This is a genomic window from Nocardia sp. NPDC020380 (assembly GCF_044386975.1).
In the GTDB taxonomy this organism is placed as follows: Bacteria; Actinomycetota; Actinomycetes; order Mycobacteriales; family Mycobacteriaceae; genus Nocardia.
On record NZ_JBIRVQ010000013.1, the window covers coordinates 239709 to 259304 of the forward strand.

General features: G+C 67.6%; 17 protein-coding genes. 11 read left to right on the forward strand and 6 right to left on the reverse strand.

The window, feature by feature from the left end; genetic code table 11:
• The first annotated feature begins 71 nt into the window (after positions 1-71).
• On the forward strand, positions 72-1058 hold the full coding sequence (locus ACH438_RS33330) for a helix-turn-helix domain-containing protein (protein ID WP_397012542.1): 987 nt from the start codon (positions 72-74) through the stop codon (positions 1056-1058).
• On the opposite strand, the gene ACH438_RS33335 is transcribed toward ACH438_RS33330, so the two are convergent.
• Both ACH438_RS33335 and ACH438_RS33340 read right to left on the reverse strand, forming a co-directional pair.
• Positions 1028-2671 carry an amidohydrolase gene (locus tag ACH438_RS33335; protein WP_397012544.1) on the reverse strand — a complete coding sequence of 548 codons (1644 nt, stop codon included), beginning with the start codon at positions 2669-2671 and terminating at the stop codon, positions 1028-1030. The genes ACH438_RS33330 and ACH438_RS33335 overlap by 31 nt on opposite strands.
• Positions 2672-2707: 36 nt before the next feature.
• Positions 2708-3775 (reverse strand): sugar ABC transporter substrate-binding protein, encoded by a 1068-nt coding sequence (locus ACH438_RS33340; RefSeq protein WP_397012546.1) that lies wholly within the window; start codon positions 3773-3775, stop codon positions 2708-2710.
• A gap of 191 nt (positions 3776-3966) precedes the next feature.
• Here ACH438_RS33340 and dapA point away from each other — a divergent pair, with 191 nt between their 5' ends.
• From dapA to hpaD, 3 genes are read left to right on the forward strand one after another with little or no spacing between them, the layout of a single operon-like run.
• Positions 3967-4926 (forward strand): 4-hydroxy-tetrahydrodipicolinate synthase, encoded by a 960-nt coding sequence (gene dapA / locus ACH438_RS33345; RefSeq protein WP_397012548.1) that lies wholly within the window; start codon positions 3967-3969, stop codon positions 4924-4926.
• Positions 4923-6443: a 5-carboxymethyl-2-hydroxymuconate semialdehyde dehydrogenase gene (gene hpaE, locus ACH438_RS33350; protein ID WP_397012550.1), complete on the forward strand. Its 1521-nt coding sequence runs from the start codon at positions 4923-4925 to the stop codon at positions 6441-6443. Before dapA ends, hpaE begins: the two co-directional genes overlap by 4 nt.
• Positions 6443-7507 carry a 3,4-dihydroxyphenylacetate 2,3-dioxygenase gene (hpaD, locus tag ACH438_RS33355; protein WP_397012552.1) on the forward strand — a complete coding sequence of 355 codons (1065 nt, stop codon included), beginning with the start codon at positions 6443-6445 and terminating at the stop codon, positions 7505-7507. The genes hpaE and hpaD overlap by 1 nt, the downstream gene beginning before the upstream one ends.
• Positions 7508-7564: 57 nt before the next feature.
• Here the strand turns inward: hpaD and ACH438_RS33360 are convergent, their stop codons facing one another.
• Positions 7565-9016, reverse strand: coding sequence for an aldehyde dehydrogenase family protein (locus ACH438_RS33360; RefSeq protein WP_397012554.1), 1452 nt, complete (start codon positions 9014-9016; stop codon positions 7565-7567).
• A 12-nt stretch (positions 9017-9028) separates the two neighbouring features.
• Positions 9029-9832: a molybdenum cofactor biosynthesis F family protein gene (locus ACH438_RS33365; protein ID WP_397012556.1), complete on the reverse strand. Its 804-nt coding sequence runs from the start codon at positions 9830-9832 to the stop codon at positions 9029-9031.
• A 133-nt stretch (positions 9833-9965) separates the two neighbouring features.
• Here ACH438_RS33365 and ACH438_RS33370 point away from each other — a divergent pair, with 133 nt between their 5' ends.
• Genes ACH438_RS33370 through ACH438_RS33380 form a run of 3 tightly spaced genes read left to right on the forward strand, consistent with a single transcriptional unit; the run spans position 9966 to position 13293 of the window.
• Entirely contained in the window at positions 9966-11465 is a 1500-nt protein-coding gene (locus ACH438_RS33370; protein WP_397012558.1) for a fumarylacetoacetate hydrolase family protein, read from the forward strand.
• Positions 11462-12142, forward strand: coding sequence for a GntR family transcriptional regulator (locus ACH438_RS33375; protein WP_397012560.1), 681 nt, complete (start codon positions 11462-11464; stop codon positions 12140-12142). Before ACH438_RS33370 ends, ACH438_RS33375 begins: the two co-directional genes overlap by 4 nt.
• Before the next feature lie 53 nt (positions 12143-12195).
• Positions 12196-13293: a hypothetical protein gene (locus ACH438_RS33380; protein ID WP_397012562.1), complete on the forward strand. Its 1098-nt coding sequence runs from the start codon at positions 12196-12198 to the stop codon at positions 13291-13293.
• On the opposite strand, the gene ACH438_RS33385 is transcribed toward ACH438_RS33380, so the two are convergent.
• Positions 13290-14243: a LysR family transcriptional regulator gene (locus tag ACH438_RS33385; protein WP_397012564.1), complete on the reverse strand. Its 954-nt coding sequence runs from the start codon at positions 14241-14243 to the stop codon at positions 13290-13292. The genes ACH438_RS33380 and ACH438_RS33385 overlap by 4 nt on opposite strands.
• Positions 14244-14443: 200 nt before the next feature.
• Here ACH438_RS33385 and ACH438_RS33390 point away from each other — a divergent pair, with 200 nt between their 5' ends.
• The 4 genes from ACH438_RS33390 to ACH438_RS33405 all read left to right on the forward strand — a co-directional run bounded on the left by ACH438_RS33390 (position 14444) and on the right by ACH438_RS33405 (position 18948).
• The gene (locus tag ACH438_RS33390) at positions 14444-15133 is read left to right on the forward strand and encodes a succinate dehydrogenase cytochrome b subunit (protein WP_397012566.1); all 690 of its coding nucleotides are present in this window, start codon (positions 14444-14446) and stop codon (positions 15131-15133) included.
• Between the two features lie 2 nt (positions 15134-15135).
• Positions 15136-17073, forward strand: a complete 1938-nt coding sequence (locus tag ACH438_RS33395; protein WP_397012568.1) for a fumarate reductase/succinate dehydrogenase flavoprotein subunit — start codon at positions 15136-15138, stop codon at positions 17071-17073.
• Positions 17074-17086: 13 nt separating this feature from the next.
• Positions 17087-17830 (forward strand): succinate dehydrogenase/fumarate reductase iron-sulfur subunit, encoded by a 744-nt coding sequence (locus ACH438_RS33400; RefSeq protein ID WP_397012570.1) that lies wholly within the window; start codon positions 17087-17089, stop codon positions 17828-17830.
• Positions 17831-18027: 197 nt separating this feature from the next.
• The gene (locus ACH438_RS33405; RefSeq protein WP_397012572.1) at positions 18028-18948 is read left to right on the forward strand and encodes a hypothetical protein; all 921 of its coding nucleotides are present in this window, start codon (positions 18028-18030) and stop codon (positions 18946-18948) included.
• Positions 18949-18962: 14 nt separating this feature from the next.
• Here ACH438_RS33405 and ACH438_RS33410 read toward each other — a convergent pair whose 3' ends face one another.
• A complete protein-coding gene (locus tag ACH438_RS33410) occupies positions 18963-19358 on the reverse strand; it encodes a hypothetical protein (RefSeq protein ID WP_397012574.1) in 396 nt (131 codons plus the stop codon).
• Between the last annotated feature and the right edge of the window lie 238 nt (positions 19359-19596).

Below are 19596 nucleotides of genomic sequence, written 5' to 3' on the forward strand. Positions count from 1 at the left end.
GATGTCAGCTACGAAATCATATATGATGAGTGCCGTTCGACACCCGTGCCTCAGTATCGAGGAGCGACACAATGTCAACGGCGATTCCGTGTCTGCCATCGACAATTCAGCAAGCCGACCGCTTCGAGGCCTTCCGCGAATCGGTCTCCAATACCTTTGTGCCACTACAGGTGGAGCGCGTCACCGCGCAGCCCTTCGACGGCTGGCTGCGCAGCGTCGACCTCGGCGCCCTGAAGGTGACCGGCGTCGGCGCCACCCCGCACCGGGTCCGGCGCACCCCCACCCTCATCGCCCGCTCGGATCCCGAGTACTACAAGCTCGGCGTGCAACTCCAGGGCCGGTGCACCCTCTCCCAAGCCGGGCGTGAAACCTGTTTGACGGCAGGTGATTCCGCCATCTACGACACCAGCCGCCCCTACACCATGACCTTCGACGGGCCGTATCGGCAACTGGTGGTCATGTTCCCGCGCCCGTTGCTCTGCCTCCCGGACGATCGCATCCGGGCCATCACCGCGCGGCGGGTGCCCGGCGATCAGGGCCTGGGCGCACTGCTGCACGTGCTGGTCCGCGAAATCGCCTACCGCCTGGACGAATTGACCGAGCGGACCGATATCCGCCTCGCCGACACCATCGTGAACCTGGTGGCCACGGTCTACGCCGACCAACTCGACGGCGGGACTCCGGGCCATGCGGCCGGGCGCAAGCCGCTGATGTCGAAGGTGGTGTCCTACATCGAACGTCATCTCGACGAGGCGGAACTGACCCCCAAGCGCATTGCCGACGAGAACCACATCTCCACCCGCTACCTGCACAAGCTGTTCCACGAGGAGTCGGCCACGGTCACCAGCTGGATCCGCACCCGCCGGCTCGAGCACTGCCGGCGCGAGCTGCGCGATCCGGCGCGGCGGGATCGGTCCATCGGCGTGATCGCCGCGCATTGGGGTTTCGCCGATCCCGCCAATTTCAGCCGGGTCTTCCGCAATGCCTACGGCATCAGCCCGCGCGAATACCGGGCGGCCACCGATGACTACTCGGCCGAAAAGACCTCGCGCCCTTGAAAATAGGTCGCGAGCACCCGGGTCTCGTGGATCTCGGTGACCTCGATCTCGAACAGATTCCGGTCCAGCACCACGAAATCCGCGTGCTTGCCGACCTCGATACTGCCGGCCACACCGCCCAGGCCCATGGCGGTGGCGGGCGCCAGCGTGAACGCGCGCAGCGCCTGCGACAGTGACAGCCCCTGAGCGGGATTCAGGGCGCGCCCGGTACGGCTGCCGGGAGCCCGGCGGGTGATCATGGTTTCCAGGCCGGTCCACGGGTCCGGTGTCGGTAGCGCACAGGGCCAATCCGAACCCGCCGCCACCACGGCCCCGCCACCCAGCAGATCGGCCAGCGGCCACGCGGCGTCCTGATAGCCCGCGGGCAGCTGTTTCCCATTGCTGTCCTGCATGATGCCGGGATACCAGATGAACGGTGAGGCATCGGCCACCACGCCCAGATCGGCGAATCGCGCGATATCGGAGGGATGCACGTGCTCGGTGTGCGCGATCTGGAATCGCGGGCCACTGCCGTAGCGGTAGCGCAGCACCGCGATGGCGTCCAGCGCCCTCCGGACCGCCGCATCACCGGTGGCGTGGATCTTCGCACCCCGACCGGCCGTGACCGCGCTCTCCAGTGTTTCGACGAGTTCCGCAGGGGTGTAAAGGCATTCGCCGCTGTGGTGCGCACAGCCGGTGGACGGGTACGGGGTGAGCAGGGCCGAGGTCCGGGTCATCGGGACGCCGTCGAGCACCACCTTCACGAAATCCGGGCGCACCAGCGGTGAGCGGTACCCCTCGGAGAAGGCGATCAATTCGGCTCCGGTGGTGCCCGATTCGAGGAACTCCCGCATCGGGGTGGAGGTGACCACGCGCAGGGTCAGGTCGCCGTCGCGTTCCAGCCGCGCCAAGGCCCGCAGGGCCGGTTCCATGGTGGCCGCCTCCTGCACCGCGGTGATGCCGGATCGGTTGCACAGCGCCGCGGCGGCGCGCAGCGAGATCCGGTCTCGTTCGGCGGGATCGGCGAGGCTGCGGGCGAAGGCGGCTTCCGCGTGCCGGGAGGCCTGTTCGCGCAGGACGCCCGTCGCCCGGCCCGCGGCGTCGCGGACATAGGAGCCGCCGTCGGGATCCGGTGTCTGCGGCCCGATTCCGATGGCGGCCAGCGTCGCCGAACTCACCCATCGGTTGTGCATGGAGTCGTCGCGCAGCAGTACCGGCCGCCCGCCGGCGGCGGCATCCAGCCGGGCCAAGGCGTGCGGCGTGGCGATATCGTCCATGACCGTGCTGCCGACGATGCCGCCGACCACCCACTCCCCCGGCGGCAGTTGCCGCGCGCGCCCCGCGACCGCCGCATAGATGTCCTCCGCCGTGTGGTCCGGTCCCAGCAGCAGCTCCCAAGCCTGTTGTGCGCCACCGATTCCCAGGTGGATGTGCACATCGCAGAGGCCGGGCAGGATCATCCGCCCGCCCGCGTCGACGACCCGGGTGCCCGGGCCGATCTGGACCGGCGCGCCCGCGAGGCTGCCGACGGCGCGGAAGCAGCCGTGGGCCACGGTGAACCCCTCGGCCCATGGCTGTTTCGGATCACCGGTGTACACCGCGGCATTGCGGACGACGAGGTCGGCGACGGTCATGATCGGGTTCCTTCGAGAATTCGGTGTGCTCGAGGCTCAGTTCGCGGCGGACAGTGGCTGCAGGTATTTGCCCGGGTCGGCCAGTTGCTGCGCCACCACCTGGTCGAACCACTGTTTGCGGGAGGCCTCGCTCTGCTGGCGGGCGGTGATCTGGTCGATATTGGCGGAGTTGATGATCAGGCCGCCGGGATTCCACCAGCCCTGCGGCAGTGCCTTACCGGTGCGTGCGTGCTCGGCCAGCAGTCGTATGGCGATGTAGCCCTTGAGCCAGTGCTCGGGCGAGGCCAAGGCGGCGACGTACCCGTCCTTCACCGCGACCAGGGCCTGCGCGTCGGGATCGCAGGACCCGACCAGGTATCGATGCCCGCTGTTCTTCTGGATCAACGCCAGCGACACCGCGTCGGAGGCGCCCGCGCCGAGGAAGGCGATGGCGTCCGGGTGCGCCTTGACGATGTTGTTCCACTTGGTGAAGTTGTCCACCGGTTCCGAGCCGGAGTCGTAGGGCCCCAGCACCGTCAGTGTCGGCCGCTGCTCGTGCAGTACGGCTTTCATCCCGTCCAGGCGCTGTTGCAGCAGGTCCAGGCCGGGAATGTCGTCACCGAGTACCACCTCGCCCGTCGTGCCCGCGGGGATCTGCTTGATGATCTCGGTGGCGAGGCTGCGGCCCAGGTCGGTATTGCTGTTGCCGACGAACAGTCCCACCCCGGTGTCGGCGGGTGCGGCCGTATCCACCGCGACCACGGGCACTTTGGCGTCCGCGGCCTGCTGCAGCGGGCGGGTGAACAGGTCGGGGGTGAGCGTCTCCATGGCGATGCCGTCGCGGGAGGTGCGGATCGCGGCCTGTAGCTGCGAAACCTCCTGCGGGCCATTGATGCTCGGCGGGGCGTTCTCGGTCAGATCCACATTGCCGGAGTCGGCGGCGGCCGCCTTGGCGCCGAAGGCCATCTCCTGGAAGGGATTCTGCGAGGTGGTCGAGTAGATGAAGGCGAGATGGATGCGGCCGCCACCGCCGGACGCGCCGCATCCCATCACCAGCAGCATGATCGCGAGCACTATCGCCCAGGGCAGCAGTCTCCGGAGCAGCGGTCTCTTCGGCTGGTTCATATCCACTCTTCCTCACGCCGTGGTCGGCCTCACGACCAGCTTCCGGCAGCAGGGGGCGGGTGGGGTTGTCGCTGGGTGCACAGTCCTTGTCCGCCAGAACCCCGTGCCGCCGTGGCGTTTCCGGCGGCCGTGCGGGACGGCCACTGTGGGGTCAGGTCCGGTCGCACCCGGGCCCCGATCGAGAGGACACCATGCAGCTGCGCTCCGACCCGTCCCGCATCCGCGGGTCGATAGCACCACTGTTCACGCCCTTCACCGAAGACGGTGCGGTGGACCATGATTCGCTGCGAACCATGGTCCGCTGGCAGATCGCCCACGGGTCCCGTGGCGTGTCCATCGGCGGTTCTACCGGGGAACCCGGCGCGCAATCCGGCGACGAGCGGGCGGCCGCCATCCGGACCGTCGCCGCGGCGGCCGGCGACGAGGTCGCCTTCCTGCCCGGCACCGGCTCGGCCGCGCTGCCCGAGACCCTGGAGCTGACCGGCATCGCCCAGGACGCGGGCGCCGACGCGGTTCTGGTCATCACGCCGTACTACGCGCGGCCCACGCAGGAGGGCCTCTACAGCTGGTACTCCACTGTGGCCCAGGAGTTTCCGGAGCTGCCGATCATCGCCTACAACGTGCCGACGCGCACGGCGGTGGATCTCGCGCCGGAGACGTTCGCGCGGCTGTACCGCGAGCACGACAATATCGTCGGGATCAAGGAGACCACCAAGGACTTCGAGCACTTCTCGCGGGTCATGCACCTGTGCGGCAAGGACGTGCTCATGTGGTCGGGGATCGAACTGCTGTGCCTGCCGCTGATCGCGCTGGGCGGGACCGGATTCGTCTCGGCGCTGGCCAATATCGCGCCGGCGGCGGTCTCCCAGATGTACGACGCGGCGGTCGCCGGTGATTGGGAGCGGGCCCGGGAACTGCACTACGGCGTGCATCCGCTGGTGGATCTGCTGTTCGTGGAGACCAATCCGGCGCCGGCGAAATGGCTGATGGCCGAGCGCGGGCTCATCGGCTCGGGGCAGGTACGCCCGCCCCTCGTCCCGCTCACCGACCCGGGCCGGGCGCGCGTGCGCGAGCTGGCCCGACAAGGCGAGAAGTACCTGACCCCTGTCGCCGGAGTCCCGGTCACCGGGGCGGAGCAGGGGCTGGCGTGAATATCCCCGAGCGACTACGGCATTACATCGACGGGCGGCTCACCGATTCGGCCGACGGCGCCACCTTCGAGGTGCTGGCTCCGGCCACCAACGAGGTCTATCGCAGCGCCGCGGCGGGCGGACCGGCCGATATCGAGGCGGCGGTGACCGCCGCGCGGCGCGCCTTCGACACCGGGCCCTGGCCGCACCTGGCCGATCGCGAGCGCGCCCGCATTCTCGTGCGCATCGCCGACGGGGTCGAGGCTCGTGATCGGGAACTGGCGAGCATGGAATCCTTCGATACCGGCCTGCCCATCACCCAGGCGACCGGGCAGGCGCGCCGGGCCGCGGAGAACTTCCGGTTCTTCGCCGACCTGATCGTCGCCCGCTCCGACCAGGCCTACAAAGTGCCGGGCCGCCAACTCAATTACGTCAATCGCAAGCCGGTGGGTGTCGCGGGGCTCATCACGCCGTGGAACACGCCGTTCATGCTGGAATCCTGGAAGCTGGCTCCGGCCTTGGCCGCCGGGTGCACGGTGGTGCTCAAGCCCGCGGAGTTCACTCCGCTGAGCGCGTCGTTGTGGGCCGATATCTTCGCCGAGGCGGGTCTGCCGGACGGGGTGTTCAACCTGGTCAACGGGATCGGTGAAGTCGCCGGGGACGCCCTGGTGAAACACCCTGCGGTGAACCTGATCTCGTTCACCGGCGAGACCACCACCGGTCAGCTGATCTACCGCAACGCCTCCGCACACCTCAAGGCGTTGTCGATGGAGCTGGGCGGGAAGTCACCGGCGCTCGTCTTCGCCGACGCCGATCTGGACGCGGCGCTGGACTCCACGCTGTTCGGGGTTTTCTCGCTCAATGGTGAGCGCTGCACCGCGTCCTCGCGCATTCTCGTCGAGCAGTCGATCTACGACGAATTCGTCACCCGCTTCGCGGCCCGCGCCGAGGCCATCAAGGTCGGTGATCCGGCCGATCCGGCGACCGAGATCGGCGCGCTCGTCCATCCCGAGCACTATCAGCGGGTCATGGGCTACGTCGAAATCGGCCGGGGCGAAGCGAAACTCGTCGCCGGTGGCACGCGACCCGAGCATCTGCCGGCCGGAAACTACCTCTCCCCCACCGTCTTCGCCGATGTGCCAGTCACCGCGCGCATCTTCCAGGAGGAGATCTTCGGCCCGGTGGCCGCGCTCACGCCGTTCCGCACCGAGGAGGAGGCCGTCGAGCTCGCCAATGCGGTGAAATACGGTCTGGCGGGCTATGTCTGGACCGATGACCTGCGCCGCGCGCACCGGGTCGCGGATCGCCTCGAAGCGGGCATGGTCTGGATCAACTCCCACAATGTGCGCGATCTGCGCTCACCGTTCGGCGGGGTGAAGGCGTCCGGGCTCGGGCACGAGGGCGGCTACCGGTCCCTCGACTTCTACACCGAGGAACAGGCCGTGCACGTCACCCTCGGCGATGTGCACACCGCGCGCTTCGGCGCGGGCGGCTACGACGAACGCGATCCGTACTTCTCTGCAGCAAGGAGGCCCTAGTGGTCCCGACCGTGCCCGGCAACCCGCCCGATATCGTGCGATGCGCCTATCTCGAACTGGTGGTCACCGATCTCGCGGCGGCGCGCGAGTTCTATGTCGACATCCTCGGATTGGTGGTCACCGAGGAGACCTCCGAGTGCATACATCTGCGCGCGCTCGAGGAATTCATCCATCACAATCTGGTGCTGCGCCGAGGTTCCCGGCCTGCGGTGGCCGCCTTCGGTTTCCGGCTGCGCGCGCCCGGCGAACTCGACCGGGCCGAAGCCTATTACCGCGCACTGGGCTGCGACGTGCGCCGCGAATCCGCCGGATTCCGCACCGGGGTAGGCGAACTCGTGCGGGTGCTCGATCCGCTCGGATTCCCTTACGAGTTCTTCTATGACGTGGCTCATGTCCCCCGTCTGGCGTGGAACTACGAGATGCACGGCGCGGGCGCGCTGGTGCGGCTGGATCACTTCAATCAGGTCTGCCCGGATGTCTCCGCGGGCGGGCAGTATCTGGAGAATCTCGGGTTCAAACGCACCGAGGATATTCGCGACGAGGCCGGCGTCACCTACGCCGCCTGGTTCGCCCGCAAGGACACCGTGCACGATACGGCGCTCACCGCCGGGGCGGGCCCGCGCATGCACCATATCGCCTTCAATACCCATGAGCGGCACAACATCCTGTACATCTGCGACAAGCTGGGTGCGCTGCGCCGCTCGGACGCCATCGAACGCGGTCCCGGCCGGCACGGGGTATCCAACGCCTTCTATCTCTACCTCCGCGATCCGGACGGGCATCGGATCGAGATCTACACCCAGGACTACTACACCGGCGATCCGGACAACCCGGTGGTGACCTGGGACGTGCGCGACAACCAGCGCCGCGACTGGTGGGGGCACGCGGTGGTCCCGAGCTGGTACACCGACGCCTCACCCGTACTCGACCTCGATGGCAAACCGGTGCCCATGAGCGAGAGCGCCGAGCCCCGGGAAATGGATGTGGCCGTCGGCGCGGACGGCTTCTCCTACACCCGCCACGGCGACACCACCACCGGATTCAAGGCCGGGAACCAACTCTGAGCGCACCGCCGGATGCGGGCGGCCGGGGCTCGAGGGGCCCGGCCGCCCGCATCATCGTCAGTAGCCGTAGTGCAGCCACACCGATTTGATCTCGGTGTAGGCGTCGATCGCCCACGGGCCCATCTCCCGGCCCCAGCCCGAGGCCTTGTACCCGCCCCACGGCGCGGCCATATCCGGGATCGGCGGCATGTTCACGAACACCGCGCCGGCGCGGATGCCGTCGGCCAGCCGGTGGGCGGTCTTGATGTCCCGGGTCCAGACGGTCGCGGCCAGACCGTATTCGGTGTCATTGGCGCGTGCGATGAGGTGGTCGAGTTCGTCGCCGTCGGAGTAGGCGGTCACCGCGAGCACCGGTCCGAAGATCTCCTCGCGCATGATCGTCATCTCGTCGGTCACGCCGGTGAACAGGGTCGGCGCGAAAAAGTAACCCGCACCGGCATTTTCGGCGCGCTCACCGCCGGTCACGAGTTCGGCGCCCTGTTCCCGGCCCACCGCGACCAGCCGCTCGACGTGCCCGAGGTGCTTCTCCGAGACCAGCGGCCCGAGCTCGGTCGACTCGTCGACGCCAGCGCCGAGCCGTAGCCCGGCCAGCCCGCGCGCCAGCTTGTCGACGAACTCGGCCTCGCGCTTGTGGTCGACATAGAACCGGGTGTAGGCAGCGCACACCTGACCCGAATTCATGGTCGCCCCGGCCAGATTCCCGGCCACGGCGGTGTCGATATCGGCGTCGGCGGCAATCACGCTGGGGGCCTTGCCGCCCAGCTCGAGGGTGAGCCGCTTGAGGTTGGATTGCGCGCTGGCCATGGTGATCAGCTTGCCGACGGCGGTGGAACCGGTATACGACACATGGTCGACGCCGGGATGCGCGCACAGCAGCGCGCCGACCGCGCCATCGCCGGTCAGCAGATTCACCACCCCGCGCGGCACGCCCGCGCGCTCGATGAGTTCCACCAAGCGGATCGCGGTCAGGGGCGTGACCTCGCTCGGTTTGATGATCACCGTATTGCCGGTGGCCAAGGCGGGGGCCAGCTTCCACGCCAGGATCATGAGCGGGAAGTTCCACGGTGTGATCAAGGCATTGACGCCCACGGGTTCGCGGCGCGTGTAGTGCAGGGTGTCCGGGTGTGAGATCGGGTTGGTGCTGCCCTGGATCTTGGTGACCCAGCCCGCGTAGTAGCGGAAGTGCTCGGCCGCGCCGGTCACGCTGACCGCACGCGAGATGGCGAGGGGCTGGCCCTGATCGCGGGTCTCGAGCCGGGCCAGCTCCTCGTGGTGCTCCTCGAGCAGGGCGGCGATGCGGAACAGCACCGCCGCGCGCTGAACAGGGAGCAGCCCGGCCCATGCGGGCGCGGTGAGCGCGCGGCGGGCCGCGGTCACGGCGGCGTCGACGTCGGCCGGGGCGGCGGTGGCGACCTCGTCGATGAGCTGGGCGGTGGCGGGGTCGAGGGTCGGAATGGGTTCGCCGCCACCGGCGATCCACTCTCCGTCGATGTACAAGCGGGTCGGCATGAGGGTCTCCTGCTAGCGGGTGGGGTCGAGATCGGCGGGATAGACGACGGCGCCGAGCAGGCGGCCGTACGCGCCGAAGGTGAAATGGACCGGCGTGCGGCCGGTTTCGTCCAGGCCGAACAATGCGCCGTGCGAGCGCAGGCCGCGCAGGTCGCGATGGTCGGCGACGGTGACCGCGGCGCAGGGGATGACCTTCTCGCGCCAGGCGAACACATAGATGCCGGGACGCAGCTGATAGATCGTGTTCTCGTCGGTGTCGGCCAGCCCGCGCTCGGGACCCGCCAGGCACTGCCACGAATACCAGTCGGGACTGAGATAGACGTGTTCGTAGGCGTGTTCGGGGCTGTAGACCCACAGTGCGCGCCGCCCGGTCAGGGTGTTCGTCGCGGCCGGTGCAGGGCCGTGGGCGGGCGTGCCCGCGATCCGGCCCGGGGTGAAGCGCTGGCGGACCCTGGTCCGGCCGGGTTCCGGGTCACCGATGGTGGTGTGCACCGTCAGTGCGTGACCGGTGGTGAAATCGAGCATCAGGCTGACCGCCGTTGCCGGCTCATCTGCGCGGTGAAACTGGCTGTATACCAAGCCATCCGCGATATCGAATGCCTCGTAGCGGTCGGTGCCGGTGTGCGTCTGATCCTGGGTGCGATGCTCCCACTCGACGGTGTCCGCCGCGAAGCGGTACTCGGTGTAGCCGTCGTCATCGGTCAAAAGCACAGTGCGGCCGGTCAATTCCTGTGACAGTGCGCCTTTGTTGGCGTCGAAGCCGGGTGCGAGGCCGTCGAGCGGCAACCAGGTCGAGGTGTCGGACAGGCTGGTCATGTGTACCTCCTGATTCAGGAGTCTGCTGCCTTGCGGCTATCGCGACTTGTCCATGCGCGCACAGGATTTAGCGCTGTGCGCCCACCCGCCCGGCCACGCTTTGTCGTGTACAAGATTGTATATAATCGGCATCATGACTGATCAGGTCGCTGCGTCCGAGTTCGATCCGGCCGGCGCGGACCGCCCGGGCAAAGTGATCGCCGTCCACCTCAACTACCCCAGCCGCATCGCACAGCGCGGACGCGCACCCGAACAGCCGTCGTATTTCCTGAAGCCGAGCACCTCGGTCGCCGCCGGTGGCGGCAGCATCGAACGACCCGCGGGCACCGAACTTCTCGCCTTCGAGGGCGAGATCGCGCTCGTGATCGGCACCGCGGCACGCAATGTCGACCGCGACACGGCCTGGTCGCACGTCTCCGCCGTCACCGCGGCCAATGACTTCGGCGTCTACGAACTGCGGTACGCGGACAAGGGATCGAATCTGCGCGCCAAGGGCGGGGACGGTTTCACCCCGCTCGGTCCCGTACTCATCGATGCGGCGACCATCGATCCGGCCGCGTTGCGTGTCCGGACGTGGGTGGATGACGTTCTGGTACAAGAGGATCGGACCGACAAGCTGGCTTTTCCGTTCGATCAGTTGATCGCGGATCTGTCCGAACTGATCACGCTGGAACCGGGTGATGTCATTCTCACGGGCACGCCCGCCGGGTCGAGTGTCGTCGAGCCCGGCCGGACGGTCGAGGTCGAAGTCGACGCCCCGGAAGCGCCCGGATGCCCGTCATCGGGCCGCTTGATCACCCGGGTCGTGGAGGGTGTCATTACACCGGGCCGCCATGGCGCCGGGCCGAAAGTCGATGACCGGCAACGGATCGAGGCGTGGGGCAGCCGGGCGGCGGCGGGTCTGCCACCGGAACCGGAGTCCTTCGAGCTGACCGATGAACTGCGCGACGCGCTGTTGTCTGTATCGGTGGCGACCCTCAGTGCGCAGCTGCGCAAGCACGGTCTCGACACCGTCACCATCGACGGTGTCGCGCCGCTGCGGCCCGGCCAGAAGATGGTCGGCCGCGCACGCACGCTGCGATTCGTACCGCACCGGGAGGACCTTTTCGCCTCGCACGGTGGCGGTTTCAATGCCCAGAAGCGGGCATTCGACGGCTTGCGGCCCGGTGATGTCCTGGTGATCGAGGCGCGCGGCGAGGCCACCAGCGGCACGGTCGGCGATATTCTCGCGCTGCGCGCTCAGGTGCTCGGCGCAGCCGGAATCGTCACCGACGGTGGTGTGCGGGATTCGGTGGCCGTGCGGGATCTGCGAATTCCGGTTTATGCCAAGGGTTCTCACCCTGCTGTCCTCGGCCGTCGGCACGTGCCCTGGGATGTGGATGTGACGGTCGCCTGCGGCGGCGCGACCGTGCAGCCCGGCGATGTCCTCGTGGGCGATACGGACGGCGTGCTGGTCATCCCGCCGGATTACGTGGCGAAGGTGGCGGCCGCTGCCCGCGCGCAGGAGGACGAGGAGTCCTTCATCACCGAGCAGGTGGCGGCGGGCGCCTCCGTCGACGGGCTCTATCCGATGAACAGTCAATGGCAGCAACGCTATTCACAGTCCACGGCTTCGACGAGGGAGCGCTCATGACCGATCGATCGGCCGCGTCCGACCAGCGCGCCAGCAAGTCCGAACGGGCCTATCGATTCCTCAAGGAGCGCATTGCCGACGGCCGGTACTCCCCCGGATACCGCCTGGTCCTGGACCAGATCGCCAAACAGCTCGAGGTCAGCGCGGTCCCGGTTCGCGAGGCGATCCGCCGCCTCGAAGCCGAAGGGCTGGTGGAGTTCGAACGCAATGTCGGAGCGCACGTCGCCATGGTCGACGAACGCGAATACTTCTACACCATGCAGACTTTGGCGATTCTGGAAGGCTCCGCCACCGCGCTCGCCGCACCGCTGCTGACCGCCGCCGCCCTCGAGGAGGCCCGCGCCGTCAACGATCGAATGGCCGAATGCCTCACCCATTTCGATCCGCACCGCTTCACCGAACTCAACCAGGCCTTCCATCGCGCGCTGTTCGCCGCCTGCCCCAATCCGCAGCTGCTCGAGCTGGTGCATCGGGGCTGGAGCCGGCTCGCGGTGATCCGCGATTCCACTTTCGGATTCGTGCCCGGCCGCGCCCAGCAGTCCGTCGCCGAGCACGAGCGGATACTGCGGCTGCTCACCGAGGGTGCGACGCCGATCGATATCGAGCTGGCCGTGCGCGCGCACCGCACCGCGACCCTCGACGCCCTGCTCAGCCACCAGGCACAGCGTCACATCTGACACGGGCTACCTTTGATGGAGGAACAACCGAATCGATCCCGTGGAGGGTGAGCATGCTGCATACCGATATCCCCACGCACGGCGACATTCTGGCTCTGGCATCCACGACCGGGCCCTGGTGTGTGTCCATCTACACGCCGACCGAGGTGGATACGCCGACGCCGGACAAGAATCGGGTGGCCTTCGAGAACCAGGTCAAACAGGCGCTCGAGCTCGTCACCGACAAGGGTGCGCGCGAGACCCTGGCGGAGGAGTTCGCGGACCTGATCGACGACGAGGACTACTGGCGCTACCAGTCACGGACCCTGGCCGTCCACGCCACACCGGACGGCATGCGGACCTATCGGGTGCCCAACCGGCTGGAGGCGAGCACGACGGTCGGCGACCGGTTCAATATCAAGCCGCTGCTGCGCTCGATCACGTTTCCGCAGACCGCCTTCGTGCTCGCCTTGGCCGAGGGCTCGGTGCGGCTGGTCGAGGTGGTCGCCGACGGGCCCGCCGAGGATGTGCAGATCGCCGGGATGCCGTCCGACCTGAACTCCTACCTGGATCTGCCACCGCTGGGCCGCAGTCCGCACGGACGATTGCAGGGCAGCGAAGGACGCAAGGTGCGGGTGCGGCAGTACTGCCGCGCGGTAGACCACGCGCTGCGAAGTGTGTTGTCCGGCATGGACATTCCCTTGGTACTCGCCGCGGCAGAGCCCACCGATTCGCTGTATCGGACCGTCAACAGCTATCCGGGACTGCTCACCGAGGGCCTGCCGGGCAATCCGGAGCACCTCTCCGACGCCGAACTGGCCACCCGCACCCGCGAACTGCTGGACAAGCACTACGCCGACGAATTGTCCACCCTGCGTGACGAATTCGAGAAGCGGCGCAGCGACGGCCGCGGCGCCATCGACCTGGCCGATATCGCGCGCGCCGCCACCTACGGCATCGTGCACGCATTGTTCGTCGACATCGATGCCACGGTCCCCGGCACGGTCGCCGACGACGGCAGCATCGTCACCTCCGCGGCCGCCGACGCACCCGGCGTGCTCGACGAAATCGCGCGCCGCGTAGTGCTTTCCAATGGACGGGTGCTGGCGGTGCGGGCCGAGGACATTCCCGACGGCGCGCACGCGGCGGCCGTTCTGCGCTACGCGCCCTAGCGCTGGACCAGCGACTCCAATCCGGCCGGGAGGCTGCCGTCGGCGGCGGCCTCGACTAGGAAGTTCTCCAGCGTCGCGCGGAAGGCCGTGGCGGCGTGGGTGGGGATGACGTCCTTGCGGTGGGCCAGGGCCACCGTGCGGTGCAGGCCGCGTGCGCCGCGGCCGCCGTCCAGGGACAGCGGCGTGCCGCGCAGCCCGGGCCGCCCGGCCAGGACCATGCTCGGTACGACCGCGACTCCGAGACCGACCTCCACGAAGCGCAGCACGGCGTCCATCTCCCCGCCCTCGACGGCGAAACGCGGTTCGAACCCGGCCTGCCGGCAGGCGGCGATGGTCGCCTCGCGCAGGTCGTAGCCGCGGCGGAACATGACCATGGGCCGGTCGCGCAGGTCGGTGATGCGCAGGTGGGAGCGGTTCGGGAGGGACTCGTCACCCGCGCGGGAGGCGACCACCAGGTTCTCGCGCAGGATCGGGCTGGTGACCAGTGGGGTGTCATCGGCGAGCGGCAGGATGACCAGGGCCAGGTCCAGCGCGCCGCGGGTGAGGTCGCGGACCAGATCGCGGGAGCCGCCCTCCTCTACTTCCAGCCCGATGCCCGGGTAGGCGTCGTGGAAGCGGCACAGGGTGTCGGCCAGCACTCCGGAGCACAGCGAGGGGGTCGCCCCCAATCGGACTCGGCCGCGCCGCAATCCGGCGAGTTCCTGCACCTCGAGCCGGGCGGTGTCCAGATCGGCGAGGATCCGGTCGGCGAGCGGCAGCAATGCCTCACCGGCGGCGGTCAGGGTGATGTTGCCGCGGGCGCGGCTGAACAGCGGCGCGCCGAGCTCGGTCTCCAGTGCGCGAATCTGCTTGGACAGCGAGGGTTGTGCGACCCCCAGCGCCTCGGCGGCCTGCGTGAAATGCCGGGTCTTCGCCACGCCCAGGAAGTACGTCAATTGCTGCAACTGCACAGTTCACAGCCTAGGTTCATGGACTTCGGTTGCACGATTCCGAGGCGAAGATCATGCCCGGGCGTGTGAAAGGGCTCACCGGGCGAAACCTCTACAGGGCGTAGTAATTACGGCCACAGCTTGCTTCATAGTCTGCGGTCATGGACACCAGAGCGGCGCGGACTTGGACCCGCTGACCGGCGCGGTCGTACTTTTCGCTGGTGGCTCTCGCAATACCCGCGGTGTATCGCTCGACGGTCGGCAAGAAGGCCGTCATGGCGGTGACCGGCGGAATCCTGGTGCTGTACCTGGTCGCTCACATGGCCGGGAATCTGAAGATATTTCTGGGGGCGGCGACGTTCGATCACTACGCGGCGTGGCTGCGCACACTGGGCGAGCCCGCACTGCCGCACCGGTGGCTGCTGACCGGAATCGAGATCGTGCTCGGCGCGAGTGTGCTCCTGCACATGTGGTCGGCGATATCGCTCGCCCGCACGGCACATCGGGCGCGGCCCGTCAGGTACGCGGCGGGGAAGAAGTCGCATGCGCACGGGTACGCCGTCTACACCATGCGCTACGGCGGCATCGTCGTCGCATTGTTCATTATCTGGCATCTGCTGGATCTGACCTTCGGCGCGGTGAATCCCGCAGGCGCGGAAGCGACTCCGTATGCGAAGGTCGTCGCCGACTTCGCGCCCTCGCACTGGTACATCACGCTGTTCTATGTCATTGCCGTGGTGCTGGTGGGCCTGCATCTGCGGCACGGCATTCGCAGCGCCTTCCAGACCCTGGGACTGGCCGACAAGCGCAATTACGCCCGCTACGACCTGCTCGCGGCGATCGTCTCGACCCTGCTGGTGGCCGGATTCCTGGCCGTCCCGATCTCCGTCACGTTCGGATGGGTGAAGTGAACATGAGTGAAAACAGTTACCGCACAGGCGAACCGATCACCGACGGCAAGGCGCCGCCCGGGCCGATCGCCGACCGCTGGACCACCCGCAAGTTCGAGGCCAAGCTGGTCAATCCCGCGAACAAGCGCAAGAAGAAGATCATCATCATCGGCACCGGGCTGGCCGGCGGCTCGGCCGGCGCCACCCTGGGCGAGCAGGGTTACCACGTCATCCAGTTCTGCTTCCAGGACTCGCCGCGGCGCGCGCATTCGATCGCCGCGCAGGGCGGGATCAATGCCGCCAAGAACTATCGCAATGACGGCGACAGCGTGCACCGGCTGTTCTACGACACGGTGAAGGGCGGGGACTACCGCTCCCGCGAATCGAATGTGCACCGGCTGGCCGAGATCTCCACCCAGATCATCGATCAGTGTGTGGCGCAGGGGGTTCCGTTCGCGCGCGAGTACGGCGGGCTGCTCGACAACCGATCCTTCGGTGGCACACAGGTTTCGCGCACCTTCTATGCCCGCGGGCAGACCGGGCAGCAGCTGCTGCTGGGCGCGTATCAGGCCCTGATGCGGCAGGTCGATGCCGGCACCGTGGAACTGCATGCGCGCCACGAGATGCTCGACCTGATCATGGTCGAGGGAGTGGCGCGCGGCGTGGTGGTGCGGGATCTCATCACCGGAGAAATCCGGTCCTACACCGCCGATGCGGTGGTGCTGGCCTCCGGCGGGTACGGGAACGTGTATTTCCTGTCGACCAATGCCATGGGTTCGAATGTCACGGCCTCCTGGCGGGCGCACAAGCACGGCGCATACTTCGCCAATCCCTGCTTCACACAGATCCATCCGACCTGCATCCCGGTCTCCGGTGAGCATCAGTCGAAGCTGACCCTGATGTCGGAGTCGCTGCGCAATGACGGGCGGGTGTGGGTGCCCGAGCAGGTCGGTGACCACCGGGCGCCGGGCGATATCCCCGAGGACGAGCGCGACTACTACCTCGAGCGCATCTACCCGGCGTTCGGCAATCTCGTTCCCCGCGATATCGCTTCGCGGGCGGCCAAGAACGTGTGCGACGAGGGTCGTGGCGTCGGGCCGGGTGGGCTCGGCGTGTACCTCGACTTCGCCGACGCCATCGCGCGACTCGGGCTGGAGACCGTGGAAGCCAAGTACGGCAACCTCTTTCAGATGTACGAGCGGATCACCGGCGAGAACCCGTACGAGAGGCCCATGCGCATCTACCCCGCCGTGCACTACACGATGGGCGGGCTGTGGGTGGATTACGACCTGCAGTCGACCATTCCGGGACTGTTCGTGATCGGCGAGGCCAACTTCTCCGACCACGGCGCCAACCGGCTCGGCGCCTCCGCGCTCATGCAGGGCCTGGCCGACGGGTACTTCGTCCTGCCGGCCACCATCGGCGACTACCTCGCCCGCGGGCCCGTCGGCGAGGTGCCCGAGACGGCCGTGAAAGAGGCTGAGGCACGAGTGGTTTCGATGATCGACCGGCTGCTGTCGATCAAGGGCGACCGCACGGTGGACTCCTTCCACCGCGAACTCGGCCACATCATGTGGGAGTACTGCGGCATGGAACGCACCGAGGAGGGACTGCGCAAGGCGCTGGCGCTGATTCCCGCACTGCGCGCGGAGTTCTGGGAGCGGGTCACGGTACCCGGATCCGGCGATGACCTCAATCAGTCGCTCGAGCGCGCGGGCCGGGTCGCCGATTTCCTGGAACTCGCCGAGCTGATGGTGATCGACGCCCTGCATCGCACCGAATCCGCGGGCGGGCACTTCCGCGCCGAATCCCGCACCGAGGACGGCGAAGCCGCGCGCGACGACGCCCACTTCTCCTATGTCGCCGCCTGGGAGTGGGGCGGCGCGGACGCCGCGCCGACCCTGCACCGGGAAGCCCTCGACTTCGAGTACGTCCATCCGACCACCCGGTCCTACAAGTAAGGGGAGCTGTCACATGAAGCTCACACTGCGTATCTGGCGGCAGCGCGGTCCCCGGGACCGGGGCGGGCTGGTCGACTACGGCGTCGAGATCTCGCCCGACGCTTCGTTTCTCGAAATGCTCGATGTACTGAACGAGCAGCTGGCGGTCCTGGGCGAGGAGCCCATCGCCTTCGATCACGACTGCCGCGAGGGCATCTGCGGCATGTGCTCACTGGTCATCGACGGCACTCCGCACGGTCCGGAGAAGGCGACCACCACCTGTCAGCTGCACATGCGCAAGTTCACCGACGGCGAGACCATCACCGTCGAACCCTGGCGCGCCAAGGCTTTTCCCGTCGTCAAGGATCTGGTCGTGGACCGCTCGGCCTTCGACAAGATCGTCCAGGCCGGCGGCTACATCACCGCCCCCACCGGCACTGCGCCCGAGGCGCATTCGGTCCCCGTCCCGAAACCCGACGCCGACTTCGCCTTCCAGGCCGCCGAATGCATCGGCTGCGGCGCCTGCGTGGCCGCCTGCCCCAATGGCTCGGCCATGCTCTTCACCGCCGCCAAGGTCACCCACCTCGGCCTGCTCCCCCAGGACCAGCCCGAGCGCTACTCCCGTGTCGCCGACATGGTCGAGACCCACGACGAACTCGGCTTCGGCGGCTGCACCAACACCGGCGAATGCACCCTCGCCTGCCCGAAGGAGATCCCCCAGGACGTCATCGGCCGCCTCAACAAGGACCTGCTGCGCGCCACCCTGAAGGGCCGCTGACTTACCGCGCCGGTTGCCGGGCCGATGCTTCGAATTGACGAGATGATCATGTGATGTCAAGCTTTGACCCGCAATCAGCACCTCGTTAGGCGAGGCTCCTGTACGAGTGGGGTGCTATCGATGGCAGCGCTGCCCCGATGACTCCTCGTGTGCACCCGTTTTGAGTTTCATGTACACGGAGTCCTGAAAGCACATACATGCGGAAGACCAGCGCCCGCGCCATCGCGCAGCCAGTTCGCTCGTTTCAGCCATGGCAGCTGGGGGCCGCAGCCAGCCTCATTGCCCTTGCCACCATTACTGTCGTGCCCCTCGACGCGTCGGCGGCCCCGACCGGATCGTGGCGTCCCGGCGCCGCGGCCACGGCGCTGGGCCAGCAGATGGAGTCCGCGATCGAGGACGCGTCGCCCGGTAGTCAAGCCGGTATCGATGTCATCGATACCGCCACCGGTGCGGTGATCGCCTCGCTCAATGCCGATCAGCAGTTCTATACCGCGTCCGTGGTCAAGTTGCTCATCGCGCTCGACAAGTTGAACAGTCAAGGGTGGCAGGCGGATTCGGATACCGCCGCGCAGCTGGATCGGATGTTGTCGGTCAGCGACGACGAGATCGCCGATCAGTTGTGGGGCAGCAATGGCGGGGACGCGATCGTGAGCCGCATGGTCGGGCTCATCGGCCTGACCGGCACCACGCCGCCGGGCGATTCCTCGCAGTGGGGCGAAACCCGTACCACCGCAGAGGATGTCGTCGCCATCTACCGCTACATCACGACGGTGCTGCCCGGCCCGGCGCGTGAGCTCATCATGAGCGGGTTGCGCAATGCCGCCCAGATCGCCGCCGACGGCACCGATCAATACTTCGGCATCCCCGACGGTCTGCCCGGCTCGCCGCGGGCGATCAAGCAGGGGTGGATGATGCTCAACGATTCCACCACCATGGACACCACCGGCCTCGTCGGCGCCGGTCCCGGCCAGCCCCTGCGCTACGCCGTGGTGGTGCTGACCTCCCAGCCCGCCGGAATCAGCTGGGGCACGGGCGGTTCCGCGGTCACCGCGGGCATCGGCGTCCTGCACGACGCGCTCAATGCGCCGAGCTTTCCCCAGGTGTCCCGGCCTCATTAGGTGACCACGCGCGGCTACGCGCCGAGCCGATCCCGGACCGGCCGTAGCTGCTGCAGCAGTTGATCTCTGCGCGCCCACCATTGACTGACGTCGATGGTCAGTTCCCCCATGCCTCCTACCTCCAATCGGTAACCCCTGGGCAGATACTCGGTGCGATTGATGGGGTCGGTGACCGCGACGACGAGCAGGCCCGCGATGGCGGCCTCCGGCGTCCGCCGATCCCCCACGACCAGCGCGTAGAGTTCGCGGTGCTCGTGCAGGAACGTGGCCAGCCGGCCCCGTGGATCCTGTTGCGGCCGACGCCGATAGACGGTCATGTCGAGTGCTTTGTAGGCATGTTGCAGGGCGTCCTCGAAGGCACCGCAGTCGAGGGCCTCGAGTGAATGTCGAACCGATCTGCCAACTTTCATATGGCGAAACCTAGCGGTGCGCTGTTAATTCGCGGTTTTCCGCATTTGTTGCGTCGGTCATATCAAGCGGGTTGTCCGCCCCGCCCACCGTTGTGGCCGCCGATACCCGGCGGCGGCGCATTGGTAAATGTTTTGGATGTATAAATCGGTAACTAGAACATAGCTACAGAGATATTAAAATCGTAGATCCCTGCCTTGACCTGCCGATTCTTTACTGATCTATGAATAGCGTGATCTA

Bases quoted from the DNA above. Each gene is read 5' to 3' on its own strand.
- ACH438_RS33395 (WP_397012568.1), top strand. From the start codon at position 15,136: ATGAGTGAAAACAGTTACCGCACAGGCGAACCGATCACCGACGGCAAG.
- ACH438_RS33405 (WP_397012572.1), top strand. From the start codon at position 18,028: ATGCGGAAGACCAGCGCCCGCGCCATCGCGCAGCCAGTTCGCTCGTTT.
- ACH438_RS33375 (WP_397012560.1), top strand. From the start codon at position 11,462: ATGACCGATCGATCGGCCGCGTCCGACCAGCGCGCCAGCAAGTCCGAA.
- ACH438_RS33380 (WP_397012562.1), top strand. From the start codon at position 12,196: ATGCTGCATACCGATATCCCCACGCACGGCGACATTCTGGCTCTGGCA.
- ACH438_RS33335 (WP_397012544.1), bottom strand. From the start codon at position 2,671: ATGACCGTCGCCGACCTCGTCGTCCGCAATGCCGCGGTGTACACCGGT.
- ACH438_RS33360 (WP_397012554.1), bottom strand. From the start codon at position 9,016: ATGCCGACCCGCTTGTACATCGACGGAGAGTGGATCGCCGGTGGCGGC.
- dapA (WP_397012548.1), top strand. From the start codon at position 3,967: ATGCAGCTGCGCTCCGACCCGTCCCGCATCCGCGGGTCGATAGCACCA.
- ACH438_RS33330 (WP_397012542.1), top strand. From the start codon at position 72: ATGTCAACGGCGATTCCGTGTCTGCCATCGACAATTCAGCAAGCCGAC.
- ACH438_RS33410 (WP_397012574.1), bottom strand. From the start codon at position 19,358: ATGAAAGTTGGCAGATCGGTTCGACATTCACTCGAGGCCCTCGACTGC.
- ACH438_RS33400 (WP_397012570.1), top strand. From the start codon at position 17,087: ATGAAGCTCACACTGCGTATCTGGCGGCAGCGCGGTCCCCGGGACCGG.
- ACH438_RS33365 (WP_397012556.1), bottom strand. From the start codon at position 9,832: ATGACCAGCCTGTCCGACACCTCGACCTGGTTGCCGCTCGACGGCCTC.
- ACH438_RS33340 (WP_397012546.1), bottom strand. From the start codon at position 3,775: ATGAACCAGCCGAAGAGACCGCTGCTCCGGAGACTGCTGCCCTGGGCG.
- ACH438_RS33370 (WP_397012558.1), top strand. From the start codon at position 9,966: ATGACTGATCAGGTCGCTGCGTCCGAGTTCGATCCGGCCGGCGCGGAC.